The organism is Paenibacillus pseudetheri (assembly GCF_924513355.1).
Classification (GTDB): Bacteria; Bacillota; Bacilli; order Paenibacillales; family Paenibacillaceae; genus Paenibacillus_AQ; species Paenibacillus_AQ pseudetheri.
Genome location: NZ_CAKMAB010000070.1, coordinates 1 through 15,450 on the forward strand (window position 1 = coordinate 1; position 15,450 = coordinate 15,450).

Annotated in this window: 17 protein-coding genes and 1 pseudogene; 17 read left to right on the forward strand and 1 reads right to left on the reverse strand. The window is 38.1% G+C overall.

All coding sequences use genetic code 11. The features are described 5' to 3' along the window. The first annotated feature begins 455 nt into the window (after window positions 1-455). The 17 genes and pseudogenes from L1028_RS30300 (at window position 456) to L1028_RS30380 (ending at window position 14,125) form a co-directional block, all read left to right on the forward strand. Entirely contained in the window at window positions 456-1,202 is a 747-nt protein-coding gene (locus tag L1028_RS30300; RefSeq protein WP_234541862.1) for a class I SAM-dependent DNA methyltransferase, read from the forward strand. Window positions 1,203-1,423: 221 nt separating this feature from the next. Further along, window positions 1,424-1,993, forward strand: coding sequence for a hypothetical protein (locus tag L1028_RS30305; protein ID WP_234541863.1), 570 nt, complete (start codon window positions 1,424-1,426; stop codon window positions 1,991-1,993). A gap of 205 nt (window positions 1,994-2,198) precedes the next feature. Next, window positions 2,199-3,098, forward strand: coding sequence for a GNAT family N-acetyltransferase (locus tag L1028_RS30310; protein ID WP_234541864.1), 900 nt, complete (start codon window positions 2,199-2,201; stop codon window positions 3,096-3,098). 94 nt (window positions 3,099-3,192) lie between these two features. After that, window positions 3,193-4,263, forward strand: a complete 1,071-nt coding sequence (locus L1028_RS30315) for a CHAP domain-containing protein (protein WP_234541865.1) — start codon at window positions 3,193-3,195, stop codon at window positions 4,261-4,263. A gap of 121 nt (window positions 4,264-4,384) precedes the next feature. Beyond that, complete coding sequence (gene fabZ, locus L1028_RS30320) at window positions 4,385-4,813, forward strand: 3-hydroxyacyl-ACP dehydratase FabZ (RefSeq protein WP_234541866.1); 429 nt, start codon at window positions 4,385-4,387, stop codon at window positions 4,811-4,813. Between the two features lie 184 nt (window positions 4,814-4,997). Next, window positions 4,998-5,501 carry a GNAT family N-acetyltransferase gene (locus L1028_RS30325; RefSeq protein ID WP_234541867.1) on the forward strand — a complete coding sequence of 168 codons (504 nt, stop codon included), beginning with the start codon at window positions 4,998-5,000 and terminating at the stop codon, window positions 5,499-5,501. A 200-nt stretch (window positions 5,502-5,701) separates the two neighbouring features. Beyond that, on the forward strand, window positions 5,702-6,550 hold the full coding sequence (locus L1028_RS30330; protein WP_234541868.1) for an AraC family transcriptional regulator: 849 nt from the start codon (window positions 5,702-5,704) through the stop codon (window positions 6,548-6,550). 223 nt (window positions 6,551-6,773) lie between these two features. Then, the gene (locus L1028_RS30335; protein ID WP_234541869.1) at window positions 6,774-7,229 is read left to right on the forward strand and encodes a VOC family protein; all 456 of its coding nucleotides are present in this window, start codon (window positions 6,774-6,776) and stop codon (window positions 7,227-7,229) included. 146 nt (window positions 7,230-7,375) lie between these two features. Next, a pseudogene (locus tag L1028_RS30340) lies at window positions 7,376-7,970 on the forward strand (DUF2441 domain-containing protein). A gap of 568 nt (window positions 7,971-8,538) precedes the next feature. After that, the gene (locus tag L1028_RS30345) at window positions 8,539-8,748 is read left to right on the forward strand and encodes a hypothetical protein (protein WP_234541870.1); all 210 of its coding nucleotides are present in this window, start codon (window positions 8,539-8,541) and stop codon (window positions 8,746-8,748) included. A gap of 210 nt (window positions 8,749-8,958) precedes the next feature. Continuing rightward, window positions 8,959-9,177 (forward strand): hypothetical protein, encoded by a 219-nt coding sequence (locus L1028_RS30350; protein WP_234541872.1) that lies wholly within the window; start codon window positions 8,959-8,961, stop codon window positions 9,175-9,177. A 233-nt stretch (window positions 9,178-9,410) separates the two neighbouring features. Beyond that, complete coding sequence (locus L1028_RS30355; RefSeq protein WP_234541873.1) at window positions 9,411-9,923, forward strand: GNAT family N-acetyltransferase; 513 nt, start codon at window positions 9,411-9,413, stop codon at window positions 9,921-9,923. A gap of 285 nt (window positions 9,924-10,208) precedes the next feature. Further along, window positions 10,209-10,745, forward strand: a complete 537-nt coding sequence (locus tag L1028_RS30360; protein WP_234541874.1) for a hypothetical protein — start codon at window positions 10,209-10,211, stop codon at window positions 10,743-10,745. Window positions 10,746-11,186: 441 nt separating this feature from the next. Beyond that, entirely contained in the window at window positions 11,187-11,774 is a 588-nt protein-coding gene (locus L1028_RS30365; RefSeq protein ID WP_234541879.1) for a chloramphenicol phosphotransferase CPT family protein, read from the forward strand. Between the two features lie 339 nt (window positions 11,775-12,113). Beyond that, window positions 12,114-12,440 carry a hypothetical protein gene (locus L1028_RS30370; protein ID WP_234541875.1) on the forward strand — a complete coding sequence of 109 codons (327 nt, stop codon included), beginning with the start codon at window positions 12,114-12,116 and terminating at the stop codon, window positions 12,438-12,440. Window positions 12,441-12,688: 248 nt separating this feature from the next. Beyond that, entirely contained in the window at window positions 12,689-13,153 is a 465-nt protein-coding gene (locus L1028_RS30375; protein ID WP_234541876.1) for an NUDIX domain-containing protein, read from the forward strand. A 525-nt stretch (window positions 13,154-13,678) separates the two neighbouring features. Further along, the gene (locus L1028_RS30380; protein WP_234541877.1) at window positions 13,679-14,125 is read left to right on the forward strand and encodes a GNAT family N-acetyltransferase; all 447 of its coding nucleotides are present in this window, start codon (window positions 13,679-13,681) and stop codon (window positions 14,123-14,125) included. A gap of 473 nt (window positions 14,126-14,598) precedes the next feature. Here L1028_RS30380 and L1028_RS30385 read toward each other — a convergent pair whose 3' ends face one another. Continuing rightward, window positions 14,599-14,787, reverse strand: a complete 189-nt coding sequence (locus L1028_RS30385) for a hypothetical protein (protein WP_234541878.1) — start codon at window positions 14,785-14,787, stop codon at window positions 14,599-14,601. Window positions 14,788-15,450: the final 663 nt, after the last annotated feature.

Sequence of the window (15,450 nt, forward strand, 5' to 3'; positions counted from 1 at the left end):
CGGCAACCCCTAACCTTCTTGTCGTCCACATTATCGCATGTGATTCGGGATCATTGTCCCAACCAGCCTAATCATGGTTTAACAAGTAGGGGGGATGAACTGTATAGCTCTCGGGATCCGATTCCCACGGGCAGAAACGTTCGATCCCCGGCTACCGCTATCTTACGACCACACAAAAATGAGGTCCACCAGAAAGATCTGGTGACCTCATAATACGAACGGGCAGAATAACGTACTGATTATCGACTTAAAGAGTAGTTATGTAAGGTTCGATAAAAATTGATTATATCTATGTATTACCAAACGGATTATCAAAAAAAAAGTAAAATAATACTGTTAAGCAAGATGGCTGTCGATAGGGCTTTCATTTAGATTATCCTTTCTGCGTCTAAATAAGCACATGTTTTTCCTTATAGAAATTATTTTTCTTCGATGCAACATTAAATGAAAGGGGAATGACGTTGATTGAACATAGCAATCTTGAAGAATATTTGGATCCGGTAAATTATGATCTTGAATTTGACGGTGAAATGGACAAATATCAGTTCTATCTTGAGCTTGCTAGATCGAGTCCTGGCGAAGTATTAGAACTTGCTTGTGGTACAGGCTTAACTACGATACCCCTGTCGAAAGCCGGCATAACGATGACCGGTGTAGATATCTCTTCGGCGATGCTCGCATATGCGCGGTTGAAGGCGGGAGGGTTGACTGTTACTTTTATGGAAGGCGATGCCCGTACCTTCGAATCGGACAAGCGATTTTCGATGATTTATTTGACTGGCAATGCATTTCAGGCATTCTTAAGTGATCAAGATCAAAACGATTTGCTTACTACCGTTCACAAACATTTACAACCCCATGGAATCTTTGCATTCGAGACCCGTAATCCGGAGGGAACGGATTTATCCGATCAAGAGGAGACAGAATGGGGATCTTTTATTGATAAGGATGGGAAAAACGTCAAGGTATCAGGCACACAATGTTACGATGCTAGCCAGCATATCATGCATTGGGTCACGATGCGTGATTCGGGGGATAAACGAACCACTTCCCGAATTGCTTGTCGGTTCACAGATCAGGCGACGCTGCAATCTTTATTAACCCGTCACGGCTTTCGCGTCGAACATCAATATGCTGACTGGGATAAAACGCCGTTCTCTCCGTCATCTTCATCTATCATTAGCGTTTGTAGGAAATGTTAGGAGACACCTAATGCATTGCAATAGGAAAAATCCCCTCAACGCGAGGGGATTCATGGTGATCCTAAGCAGATTCCCCCTTAAAGTCCGCCTTTATTCAACTAGACGGGAAGATAGCGTAATAGCCTGTCTGAAAATATGGTACAATTTGTAATACTAAGGCGAGGTGAAAGAATTTGAGGAATATTGTTGAGGACTCACAGTTTCTCAGTGAAAGAGCTGAGATGATGTACTATTTTCAAGATGAATTTTACATCTCTGAGAAAACTGAAATTATTTATTCAACTTCAGGAAAGTTCAAACTTGAAATCCATCACTATAACCATGTTGAAGGTTTTATCAGATATAATTACACAAAAGGGATTGTTACGGATAGTGAGCATAAAATCATCGACATAATATATAGAAATTATGACCCATTCTTATTCAGTTGGTTGGGGGTAAATGGCACAGAATATCTGTTATGTGGGTTAGATTATCAGGGGTATTCAATTGTTAATTTATCAAATAAAGAAACCATTCATTATGTTCCCGAAGAGGCTTATAAAGGGCATGGATTTTGCTGGGGGGAAATAATTTATTTTCAACAAAAAAAACTAATTGTGATTGATGGATGCTATTGGGCATGCCCCTATGAACTTGTTTTTTATGATTTTTCTAATCCCATGAATGTACCATATAATGAATTATTCCGTGTGGAAGTTGATAGCATATTAAATTGGGATAGTTGGAAAGATTCCTGTAGGGTTATATATCTTGATAAGGAAAACAACGAGACAGAATTTGTATTTTAGAAACTAAGCTAACGGAGAACGATAGTGGAATAGCGGTTTTCGGCAGCCGTTTTATTTGTTCAACTAATCGGATAGTATAGAGAAACCTATTTTTGTAAATTATGGTCTAATTATTATAGAGTACGTATTAGCTCCAGTCCTAAGGATTAAGGAGGATTTATGAAAATTGCAGCAAAACTAAACTTCTGGTCAAAGGTGAATGCCGATGGAACAACTGAAAATTGAACCCTATAAACCCGAAAGGGACGAAGCTTCAATCACAGCCATGTTGTGTGAAAATGAACAATTTAATGTGTTTCAACAGAGTAACAAAATGCGCTCAGACGGTATATTTGTTGCTCGTTACAACGACTTCACGGTAGGTTTTCTCTCTTTTGATGGCTTTAAGAGAAGAGCGTTGACGACGATATTTGTTAACGAAGAATACAGAAGAATGGGCATCGGTGCCACACTTATGGAAAAGGCGGATAAAATACTTTCTCAAAATGTAGCAGTAGAACGTTCGATAGGTTTCTGTATAGATGGCGACCGTTGTTCTCAGCAATTTTTATATAAGCATGGTTATTACATTAGTTATTCATCCTTTATCATGGAGCGTGAAGGTGTACTTCTTCCTGAGACTAATATCACTGTAAGGCAATACGAAGATGATGATTATGTAATATGCCATAACATTTGCGAAATAGCTTTTTACGAAATGCATGAACGCGTGGGGATTCTTCCGTCTTATTATTATCCTCCTAACGAAACAGAGCGGATGAGATTCGCCAAAGATAGAAGCAATAGATTCGTGATGCTTATTGATGGTGAAATAGCAGCAGTCGGAATTATTGACGGTTTTGAACTGAGTCATGTGTCCGTTCGTCTAGATCTTCAATCACGAGGATACGGCAGAGCTTTTATTTCATTTCTTGTAAATGAAATTGTGCGAAGGGGTGGGGAAATCGTGACACTCGGGGTTGTGAAAGGCAATCCTGCAATAAAATTGTATAAGAGTCTTGGTTTCAAAGCAAAGTCATTAAACCATTGGGTAACAAAATATTATAAACTGGACACTCGATTGAGCAGACCACCTAACGAGATATATCCTCAAATGACTCGTTGAGCTAAAGCTTGAACTAACGGGATACGTTAGTTTTATGAGTACAGAGAGGCTACGGACATAAGCCTGTGTTAGTTCGGGGATTGGGGAATTAATTATGATATGTGAGAAGAAATCTAAGCGACTTGAAATTGTTCGATCCCTTGTTTATGAAATGCAGAGCAACTTCAAGAATCAGAAGGCTTGGGCTCATCTTTCAGGAGTGTCTACCTTCGCTTCGATGCTCGCTATGAGAAGAGGACAAGATTCGGAAATCGCTGCGACCGCGGGGGTGCTACATGATTTTTATTTCTATAAAACTGGAATTAATAACTTTCCTGGTCACAACAGTGCAGACGCGGTAAGACCTATAATACGTAGCACCCAAATCTTTACCGACGAAGAGATGTCAGTAATTCTTAGGTCAATCTTTTATCAAGATGATAGACATCGAGTTCATGGACCAGATGAGGAAGTTATTAAAGACGCTATTTTATTGCAGATGTACTTTCAAAATACAGGTAATCATTTGCTTAAGACGGATATACATAGACTACAAAATGTATTTATTGAATTAGGGATCCCGGAGGGAAATGTAGATACGGAATTTATCGTAGATGCGGAAGCATTAAATAGAAAAACTAAAGACAGTCGACTTAGGCTGGCTGATTTTGCGGAAAAGCTCGCAGGGCAAAACATAATCGGGGTACCGGAAGATGAACGTTATCGGGAAATTTGCAAGTATTGGCCGGACTCTGATATCTATAAAGTACTAGAAGGTAATTGGTGTGCTGCATTTGTATACTATTGCTGTATGCAGGTTGGAATACTTCTTCCAATTCGATATCCTAACCGAATGTATCGTCTAGCTGGGGTTGGTGCGTGGTTGGATTGGGCTCAGCTGCCCGAAACTAGATTTTTCTATGACGCTAAACAAGAAGAATTTAATCCGGCACGTGGTGATATTGTTATTTTCGATAAGCTTCTCTCCGATAATTCTCACGATCATATCGGAATTGTTTTAGCTTGTGAAGACAATGAAATTTTGATTGCTGAAGGTAATAAAGACAATAAAAACTACTCTAGTGTCTCATACAGGGATAGAGATCATTGTATACTCGGATATGTCCGAATAGATAACGGCTACCATTATCATTTCAATGGAGAGTATATACCCTTTGGTTATTGATTTCGAGCAGTTATTACGCTAACGGATAGGATAGTTTAACAAAAGTTATGTTGAGTTTTTTTCGGGCCGGTTTAATCCAAAGGCGATAAAATGGTAATAAACCGATTAGGGAGGCAAATCCATGCTTGATATTGAAAGAATTAAAGAGATTATTCCTCATCGGAATCCATTTCTCTTGGTCGATAGAATATTGGAGATTAATGAGGGGAAGAGAGCTGTTGGAATTAAAAATGTAACCATTAATGAACCTTATTTTCTCGGTCATTTCCCTGACTATCCCGTAATGCCTGGAGTCTTAATTGTAGAAGCACTGGCACAGGTCGGTGGAATCGCTATGTCCAACGTTGAGAGCAACAATCATAAAATAGGCTTACTGACTGGTATTGATAGTTGTCGTTTCAAACGACAAGTAAAACCAGGAGACCAACTCCTTCTTGTATTTGATGTAATTCGAATCAAGGGACAAATCGTCAAAGGAAAGGGCGTCGCCACGGTAAATAATGAATTGGTATGCGAATCTGAAATAATGTTTGCATTCAGTTCGATTTAGGTTTTAAGGTAACGGGAAACGATAGTTGAACAATTAATCATTGATGAGCAGGTGCTTCGGTATCCTGCTCTTTTCATTAAGCTAACGGTCACGATAATTTAACCATATAGACGAATTCATTAGCAATATTGAATAGGATATAACTTCATAATTTGGAAGTTATCAAAAAGACAGGATGAGATATGTGAATGTTTATATTGAAGAAGTGCGATTAAATGAGGAACACATCTTGCGAAATATGTTCGAGTTCTATGATTATGAGTTTAGTCAATATTTGAATTTCGAAGTTAATAAAGAGGGTTTGTTTAGGAAAGCTCCAGTCACTGAATATTTATCTAAAGACGAATATAGTTCTTTCTTTATTAAGTCAACTGGGACATTGTTAGGCTTTGTTATTGTGAAAATGACAAATAGTAAACCGTCGTTTGAAATTGAACAGTTTTCCATTCTTAAGAAATATAATGGAAAAGGTATAGGTAAACAAGTTGCAATTCAGATTTTTGATCGATATAAGGGGAATTGGAAAGTAATGCAAGTTGAAAGAAACTATCCAGCTCAGGCATTTTGGAGGAACGTAATAAAAAGTTATTCAAACAATTCATATTATGAGTCTAATGATGACAAAGGTAGATCTATTCAAGAATTCAAGAATTTAAAAATGCATAATTCAAGTGAAGCCAATTATTAGGCTGGTGTTAAAAGAAAATAAACTAGTGGAGTGAGAAAATATAGTATTAGACCGGGAACGGCATTACGTTAACGGATAGATTTGCTCAATGGTACAACAAAGAGATGGATTATCATCGACATGCTGACTTTTTTGTGCAGAAAATGCACGGTAATCATTTTCTATCTGCGTTAAATTTTATATTGAAGGGAGGGAAAACGATGGATTGGTTGGACAGGATGAAGAACGCCATGGAATATATCGAAACAAATCTAGCGGACAATATCTCATTTGATGAAATAGCGCAGAGAGCCTGTTGCTCTACCTATCATTTTCAAAGAATGTTTCCGTTTATTACTGGAGTATCGTTATCTGAGTACATTCGACGTCGACGGTTGACATTGGCAGCATTTGAACTGCAAACAAAAGATGCTAAGGTTATTGATGTAGCTATGAAATATGGATATAATTCGCCAGAAGCGTTTGCACGGGCGTTTAAGAATCTTCATGGGATAATGCCGATGTCTGCGCGCGATAAAGGCGTCTCTCTAAAAGCCTATCCGCGAATGTCCTTTCATATTTCAATAAAAGGAGATATCGAAATGAATTATCGAATTGAACAAAAAGGGTATTTTGAGATGTTTGGAGTTAATGATCTTATAAATTCGGACAGACAAACAGCATTTTCTGAAGTTCCTCATTTCCGTCAAAAATGTGATGATGATGGCAGTGTTGAACTTATGAACGATTTTCTGGGACGTTTTAGTAACACTGTATTGCACGCTGCCTTATATGATCACACTGCAGAATCTTTCAAATACATGATATGTTATCATTTACCAAAGGGACTTGAAATTCCAGAGAGATTTACAAGACTTTCTGTCCCGGCATTAACATGGGCTATATTCCCGGATCCGCAATGTGATTTGCAAAAACTATGGGAACGAATATATTCCGAGTGGTTTCCAACATCTGAATACGAACAGGTTGAAGCCCCTAGTTTTGAAATGTATTATGGAATGCCAGGCCACATTACTGGGGAAATATGGATACCAGTAAAGAGAAAGTGACTATTTTACTCCATACGACAATCATGTGTTTCTCATCGGCACCTGTCGTACTACATTGCGCTAATGATAAACACGATAAGGCAGCCGGTCAATAGATCGGCTGCCTTTGTTCAACTAATGGGCAGTTTAACGTAATCATAATTGTTTTTACTTCTCGTGAAGGATATATCGAAATGATGCCGAATGATTTTACATAATTCTACCAAAAAATGGAGGGGTTTGTGTGAATGAAGAAGTAATCGAAAAGAAAGAAAAGTCCAAAATAATACTGGGAAAACCGATTCAGGTTCGTCTAGTTTCAGACCTGCAGAAATCGCAGTCCTATTACCGTGATTGCCTCGGATGTTCTGTGGATGATTGGGGACATGCGGAACGCGATGAAGTGTCTTTCATACTTCAGCAAGCTGTTTCAAGCGAGGATGTAAAACCAAATGTCGTCTCTGCAAAGCGCCCGAATTATCCTACAGAATGGATAGGTCCTGACTACGGCTGGGATACTTTCCTGAACATCGGTTGGGAGGAACTAGACCAATTTGTCGAAGAAGTGTGTGTGAATGGTGGCAATATCGGAATAGAACCGTTTACGGGAGCACACGGCGATTGGGAATTTAAGAATGCCCATATCCTTGATCCTGACGGATACAATATTGTTCTAGGTGCAATGCGAAAGATTAAGTAACGATAGTTTGTCTTAAGCTAACGGGACACTATAGTTCAATAATGAGAGGTAGCCCTTTGTTCAACTAACGGGCAGTTTAGCGTAGTAGTTAGGTTGATTTTGTTGTGGTAAAATAAGTAAATACGTATAGTGATGGGGGAGAAGCCTTGGTAGATAAAGAATTGTATGTATATCACATTGTTACTAAGAAAAAAATGTCTCTAAGACAGGTGATATACTTTGATGACAACCAAAAAAAACACCCTGTATCACTTCTTTTTTGAGAAGGAACGTTTGAATTCCAAAGGCGAAGACTTTATTCAGATTCTATACGGTCATTATACTGATGAAGGCTTGAAGATGAACAAAGAAAATGCCGAAATATCGATTAGTGATGTAGGGCAGACAATTAGAGCTATCAGAGAAGTTATAGTTGAAATGGTAAGACTACAAGAATATCCTGAATACCCTTCAAGATTGTCCTGTTTATACGATGCTAAAAGCTATGAAGACGCATTGAAATGGAAAGATATATTTGATTCATACAATCGAAAAGTTTTACAACTTGTTAAACTGCGGGTTGTAGGAAGTTTCTTTGAGGGCGATGGAAACCTTTTACCGAAAGAAGATGGGGTTCCCTTTTCCTTAAAAATAGAACAGGCTAGGGCGTATTGGAAGGGAAATGTTAAAAATGAACTTCCTGAGCTTTTGATTAATGGAAAAATCGAGGTAGTTGAAATTCTTGAAGATTTCTCCGTTTAATTTACAAGCGTTGCTGGAAGCTGACCAATTTTCTAAAGAATGTATGGGTAAAATCATTGAGCTCCCATGAAAATTAAATTAGCTCAAAACTAGTAAAAGAACATAAGAAAGAAGACCCAGAAAAACACTTTTTAAAAAAGGCTGAGCCTTATGTGTACTTAAATAAAGTTAGGCAGAGAGAAAAACAACAAACTTCGTTCTACAATCACTAAAGACTAGGCTGGTGCAAAAACCAGAGTAGGATTAATCTCCCATGAGTGCTTCCCGAAAGGGAGCGACAATCTGTGATGCACCGGGGTCGTTGGAGTCAGACTAACGGATGGGCTCTAAGGCACCATAGCTCATCGACCTTCTTCGCCAGCCGTAGTAGCAGTATTGACTGATTTTACCCATTTTCATCATCTGTGGTGCGGCGTTTGCGCTGCATGTATGGCTAACGGGACACGTTAGTGGAATAGCGGTTGCTTCGGCAGCCGTTTTTTATTTGTTCAACTAACAGGCAGTTTAACGCAACAAATTCTTCCTGTATTCGTTTAAGTAATTAGAACGGTTTGGGAAGGGAAGAATCATGAATTTAAAACGGATGGTTGTAGGAATTGCAGTTCTAAGTATACTTATCTGCTCTCTCGCATTAACGCCCTTTGGTAGAAACCTAAGAATTGATACTGCTGAAAAGTTAATATCAACTCGACTTCAAGATGAAACTTGGATTCTTGTGGGAAAAGATAAAAGGGATGAACTAATAAAAGAGTTTGAAGAGAAGTACGGCATACCTTGAGCTAACGGGACATTATAGTTCAACACTGAGAGGGGCTGTCGCTAGGCAGCTTTTCGTTATGCTAAAGGGCAGGATAACGGAACAATTTCTTGGATACATAAAACAATTCCAACTATGAAAATTATGGGTAGGTGATGAGGTGAGCAGAAAAATTTATGTCAATTCTAGTCCTATACATTGGGACTATACTATCTAAAGAAATAGATTCGATTGAATGGGTCGCTTTATGGGGATTTCCAAACAAGAGAAGAACAACTGGAACGTATGTTAACAACAGAGTTGCAAAGAAGGACACTACTAGCCCTACAAGAAAAAGGGTACTTGAAGACAGGAATAGAATACGTCTACTGGTTTGACCCATTTCAAGTAACGGATATGAGAGAAGTCGAAGGTGGTTTTTACGAATTGGATGTATTGGCAGCGGTCTAAAGAGTTATAGACAATAAAAGAGACAAGAAAGTCAAGATGTTTACAATCACATTCAATCATAATTATGAATCAGGATTTATCGTGACTAAGGTAAGTGAATTATAACAAGACACAATGTTTGTGCTAACGGGCAGTATAGATGAAGAATGACCGTTTATTTTAGAGGGTATTTAACATCTATTATTGAAATAAATATTAATGGATTAATAATTTTGATGGGGGAAAAGTGAAGAATGTATATAAAAACCGATAGATTATTGATACGCAAATTTGAAGTTATAGATTGGCAAGCTGTACATGAGTATACATCAGAGATTAACGTTATGAAATATTTACCTGAAGGGATTTTTTCTGAAGAATATACTAAGGAGTTTATAAATAAAAACATAGGTGATAACGCTGGAAATTTCCCTGTTGTATTAATGGAAGAAAATCTTCTCATTGGTCACATTGTTTTTTATAAGTATTTTGGTGATCATACTTATGAGATCGGTTGGGTGTTTAATCCTAAGTATCACAAAAAAGGGTATGCTTCTGAAGCAGCACAAGCTATATTGAAATATGGTTTTGAGAAAATGAAATTACATAGGATTATAGCTACATGTCAGCCTCAGAATATTCCATCATACCGAGTAATGGATAAAATTGGAATGAGGAGAGAAGGCTATTTTAAGAAATGTATACCAAATGGTGATGAATGGTGGGATGAATACTATTACGCTATTTTGGAAGAAGAGTGGAAATGAGCTATGTGATGTTACTAAGCAGATGATAATCTTCATTTAGATGATGATCAAAATGAATTATGCTGATGTTACAATATATGTAAGCACCGTCCCTTGCCAGTTTTGGCAGGGTAGTTTATGTTCGAGATTAAGCTAACTGGGAACGTTAGTTCAATAAATACAGAGAGGCAGCCGGTCAGATCGATCGGCTGCCTTATCTTTAAGTTAACGGGCAGGATAGTGCAACTTAGTGAGTAGGTTTACATTTATTAAAGGAAGAGACTGGAAAAATAAAGGAGGTGTGTAATGAAGCGGAAAATCGCTGTTTTACTTACGATAGTTTCAATGATCGTAAGTATATTCTCTTTTTGGTACTTCATACCTAAGCGGTACTCAGAGACAGTAAATGGAGTTTATTATCAACTAGGAACGGAAGGAATAATCGAGCGTATAAAAGTACATCTTGATGGGAAATTGCAAAATCATATAAATGGCAAAAGAACCTTTAAAGGTGTTATTAACTTTGAAGGAAGTAAGATTCCTCAAATTCCTAAAGATAGAACAGAATTAAAATTGCATTACGATGGTCATAATTTCACAACCATTTTCTCCGGTTTTCGAATCATAGATGATAAAGGTAGAATAGAGCCTAATATTTTCACTTACGGTTGGGTATATACTGATGATAAATTCTCTGAATTTACAATTAAAGTTATGAATGATGATGACCAGTGGTCTCCATTAAACGGACATATGATTACAGCACCAGCGAAAGACAGGCAGGAAGCAATGAAAAGGTCCCAGGAGTTAATCAAGGAGTTTGAAGAAGAAAGTAGGAATTGATTGAACTAACGAGACACGATAATTCAATAAAACAGCGACAGTCTAGGACTTTATTTTCTTGCCCATGACAACCACTGTTTTTAATTATGTGAATGAGGCTAATACTTTATTTTCTCTGTTCAGCAGCCCCTATGAACCTTCTTGTCGCCCCACAGCATCGCATGTGATACGGGATCTTTGTCCCAACCAGCCTCAATCATGGTCGATGACAAGTAGGGGGGGACATTATAGCGCTGGGGATCAAGTCCCACGGGCAGGAACGCTCGACCGGCTACCTTAATCAAAAAGGATTAACCAGAAAGAAATGGTTGACCTCATAATACGATCGGGCAGGATAGTTCAATCGTTCTTGAATATTTTATGAGTTGGATAATTTTATTAACTTTGTGAATATAACGTTATCTGAAAGATACGCAAATTTTATATGTGAGGGTGATTCGTTTGAAGCAAGGAATCATTGTGTTGATGAACGGAACTTCAAGTTCAGGGAAGACTAGTATTTCTACTGAACTGATAACTCAGAAAGAGATTCTTTTTCATCATTTATCAATAGATGATTTTATCAAGGATTTTTTTAATAATAAATTTTCAGATATTGAACCTACAAGAGAAGTAGATGAGCAAGTTATCGCACAAATAATGTTTGATCCCTTAATCTCTATGTACTATTCGACAATTAAATTGTTTTCAGAAATGGGTTTGAATGTAATAGTAGATACTGTAATCGAAAATGACAAGTGGTTTAATGAGTGTCTTGATGTATTTGTCGATCAGCCTACATTATTTATAGGTGTAATATGCTCGAAAGAAGAACTCATAAGAAGAGAGCAAACAAGAGGAGATAGAAAAATTGGACTAGCAGCTTCTCAGTTCAGCAAAGTATATTGCATTGATGAATATGACCTTGAAGTAAATACTGAAGAGATGAATCCAATAGAATGTGCCGAAAAGATATTAAGTTTTATTAAGTCCAATAAGGAATACTCGGTATTTAAGAAATTAAGTAAAAGAAATGTTAGTGTTTCCTAGAAGGCGTATCCATCAGATTACACCATATTCCAGCATTGAGGCTATCGCCCCTCGGTCTGTCCGAGGGATTTCGGAAATAAGCTAACGGGAATCGATAGCTCAATAAACACGATAAGGCAGCCGATCAGTCAACGTTATCGGCTGCCTTTATTCAATAAACGGGCAGTTTAGCTTGCTAACAGTGATATTAATTGACCATTGTAGCAGGGAGCGTTTGTTTGGTAGTATAAAATAGATGGGAGCTTTTACTAGGAGGGCGTTAAATGGAAATCGCCTTAGAGCTTATTGAAAGCATGTTAGTAAAATTCAGGTCAGAGAAGAAATGGACTCTCCAAGCGATTGAAGAGGTGCGGTACACTCACGGATGAATCAATTCTTCTAGATATTCCAGATGACGTACTTCATTTACGAATAAAAGAAAGCCAGCGTAGAAAAGACATTTTTCGGAGTGCATCAACGTTCGAGGATGTGCTTGCTCGACAACAAAAGAGCGAAGCATCCGCTCCAAAAATAAGCGAAGCTGTCCACTTCTTTGGAGTCAGCCGTGTAGCAGTATTGACGGATTCTAACCATTTTCATCATCTGTGGTGCAGCACTTGCGCTGTATGGATGGCTAACGGGCAGTTTGACGTAACAAAAGGCTTTTATATACGTCTCATGTTATGAGAGGTGAACACAATGATAAGTAAGACACATCCCATAATCTATAAACTTGGTGCATCGAAGATATCCTTTGCATCTAGAGTCCACGGATATGATGACAACGAAGTCGAAGATGATGAATAGCTTCGTCTATCACTCTACGGAGGAAGATTAAGGGAAAAGCTTCATGAGAATATGCGAGTGCGTGGATTAGGCGTTAGATGAGTTCAGTGGGAATAAGACAAATAATAAAAACATAAGAGGACTAAAATATGACAAAAAATATTGTTGTTACGGGTGGAGCAATTATTAAAGATGATAGAGGGAGAATACTATTACAGAAACGATCGGATTATGGAGATTGGGGATTACCTGGTGGTGGTATGGAAGCTGGAGAGACAATAGAAGAAACAATGATTAGGGAAGTTAAGGAAGAGACGGGTTTACAAATTAAAGAATATAGATTGTTTTCAGTATATACAGGTCCACGAATGGAATATCAGTATCCAGACGGAAATAAAGTTGTATTTGTAATGTTCTTATTTAATGTTACGGCTGATTTAAGTAATGAACTCGTAGCGGGTGATGGAACGCTTATCTACAATGACAGAAATAATGAATCATTACAATTGAGATTTATGTACATTGAAGACATAGAAATAGAGGAGATTAATAGCGTCCAAAAGCCTGTATTTATAGATTTAAAGGAAGGAAATACAGAAATATTAAGGAACTAAGAAATGTAGGATTATTCAAAGAAGTCACTGACATAACATAGCATTGCCACAGCAGTCGCTCCGCTACTTTGGTCACCAGGATCGTTTGTTATACGGGATCTTGCGTCCCAACCAGCCTCAATATTTTATTTTAATGCCACCAATGATAATAATTGGGCTATTTTTATTGCTTTCTTCCTTCAGCAATTGAAACATTGGATGCAGCGCTTATATCCCCCGGTGAACGAAGATTGTTACAGTTTGATCATTCCTTTGCCCCACTCACAGGCGGAAATGCATGGAACTTGAATAACAATGTATGGAGAAGGAACTTCCCTGCTTGGTAAGAAGATGGCGCCTCTTCCGATTCAAACTGCATTTTAGATCTTTGATTTAGAAGAATTGAATATTTGTATGGTATTAGGCTTGCAAGATGGTCAACACGAACTTGCAAGCTTTTCTATGTTTATGTTAGTCGGTGACTTCCACTCTGAAATATGCTAAACTCCGTACAGCAATAAATACATATGTTGGGGCGGTGAGTAGATGTACTATCGTAAAGCAAATATGAATGATATTAATCAATTGGTTCATCTAAGAAAAAAGCAATTAGTTGATGAAGGGATCGAACCGAATCAAGATATTGATAGCGAACTCAATGCTTTTTTTCACAATAAGATGAGTGATGGTTCGTTAATCGAGTGGATCGTTGAAGACAATGAAGAAACTATTGCTACTGGTGCAATTATCTTCTATGATTTCCCGCCTTCATTCACAAATAAGAGTGGTAAAATGGGCTATATCACGAATATGTATACCAAAGAAAATTACCGTGGACAAGGGATAGCTACGACTTTGTTAACTAAATTAGTTGATGAAGCTAGAATCACAGGTGTATCAAAAATTTGGCTCGGGGCTTCAACATTAGGTAGACCAGTATATAAAAAGTTTGGTTTTATTGAAGCAGATTATTGGATGGAATTAAATCTTTAGGCAATTACAAATACTCTAATGCCGCGAAAATCGTGGCTTTTTTATTTTGTGGGATAAGGTGAAGAAGATAAACATAAAAGTTGTAAACTGAACTCACCATTAAGCTCCCTCAATATGATTTAGTTTTCTCACTCAAGCTCATGAATTCGCAGGATTTCACCTTTAGCTATGTGTGAGATAAGAAGGAAACAGAGGAGGAGGTGGCTTGGAGCAACTGTAAGGGCATGCAAGAATAAAGGTGAGAGTAAATCACCCAATTTGTTCCATATCCTGCACGTCTCCATGTCGCCCCTAGCGATTTTCACTCCCATGTCTCAACGGGTCTATGCCCTTTCATTCCTTCGTCATATCTAACTAAGGGGTGGAGGTCGGTTTTTCTAACGGAACGGGTCCGAGCCCTTTTGTTCAATGCCTCCCGATACTCCGTGCTACTTATCCATCCTGCGAATGCATCAACTGGTGAAATAACGCGCTTAAGTGGCCTGCGGAAATACTTTAACTGAACTGTAAGCTTCGCTGCTCTTGGCTAGGCCAACAAGCATTCGGGCTACTTTTCCACATAATTTCATAATAAATTTCATTTTCTTGAGCTTTTTTTCGTCTCCATTGTAGTGGTGCAGTGCTCTAATATCTGGATTGGTCATGACCATACATATCGTCATGAGATAGAGATTAAAAGGGCTGTAGACCAGTATCCAACTCCCATGTTACAGAGGTGCTCTATTTTGTGCATAGTCCAAATTATTCATTCTACAGGAATTCTAACGGGGAACTATAGTTGAACGAAACAAGGAACAGTTTGCCTCGGCAGTGTTCCTTGTTTTTATTAGGCTCCCATGAAAATTAAAATAGCTCAAAACTAGTAAAAGAACATAAGAAAGAAGACCCAGAAAAACAATTTTTAAAAAAAGGCTGAGCCTTATGTGTACTTAAATAAAGTTAGGCAGACAGAAAAACAACAAACTTCGTTCTTCAATCACTAAAGACTAGGCTGTTGCAGCAACCAGAGTAGGATTAATCTACCATGAGTGCTTCCCAAAAGGGAGCGACAATCTGTGATGTACCGGGGTCGTTGGAGTCAGACTAACGGATGGGCTCTAAGGCACCATAGCTCATCGACCTTCTTCGCCAGCCGTAGTAGCAGTATTGACTGATTTTACCCATTTTCACCATCTGTGGTGCGGCGCTTGCGCTGCATGTGCGGCTATACCAGCTAATAGGCTGTCAATATTTAATAATAAATGAACGGAATGAAGGATGTTATACTGGAAAAAGGGTATAACAAATAACCGTCCCACAATATTTGGGAAGGGTTTCCTCAATGT

Coding starts and splice junctions, on each gene's coding strand:
- L1028_RS30300 (WP_234541862.1), top strand. CDS start 456: ATGACGTTGATTGAACATAGCAATCTTGAAGAATATTTGGATCCGGTA.
- L1028_RS30305 (WP_234541863.1), top strand. CDS start 1,424: ATGATGTACTATTTTCAAGATGAATTTTACATCTCTGAGAAAACTGAA.
- L1028_RS30310 (WP_234541864.1), top strand. CDS start 2,199: ATGGAACAACTGAAAATTGAACCCTATAAACCCGAAAGGGACGAAGCT.
- L1028_RS30315 (WP_234541865.1), top strand. CDS start 3,193: ATGATATGTGAGAAGAAATCTAAGCGACTTGAAATTGTTCGATCCCTT.
- fabZ (WP_234541866.1), top strand. CDS start 4,385: ATGCTTGATATTGAAAGAATTAAAGAGATTATTCCTCATCGGAATCCA.
- L1028_RS30330 (WP_234541868.1), top strand. CDS start 5,702: ATGGATTGGTTGGACAGGATGAAGAACGCCATGGAATATATCGAAACA.
- L1028_RS30345 (WP_234541870.1), top strand. CDS start 8,539: ATGAATTTAAAACGGATGGTTGTAGGAATTGCAGTTCTAAGTATACTT.
- L1028_RS30355 (WP_234541873.1), top strand. CDS start 9,411: ATGTATATAAAAACCGATAGATTATTGATACGCAAATTTGAAGTTATA.
- L1028_RS30360 (WP_234541874.1), top strand. CDS start 10,209: ATGAAGCGGAAAATCGCTGTTTTACTTACGATAGTTTCAATGATCGTA.
- L1028_RS30375 (WP_234541876.1), top strand. CDS start 12,689: ATGACAAAAAATATTGTTGTTACGGGTGGAGCAATTATTAAAGATGAT.
- L1028_RS30380 (WP_234541877.1), top strand. CDS start 13,679: ATGTACTATCGTAAAGCAAATATGAATGATATTAATCAATTGGTTCAT.
- L1028_RS30385 (WP_234541878.1), bottom strand. CDS start 14,787: ATGACGATATGTATGGTCATGACCAATCCAGATATTAGAGCACTGCAC.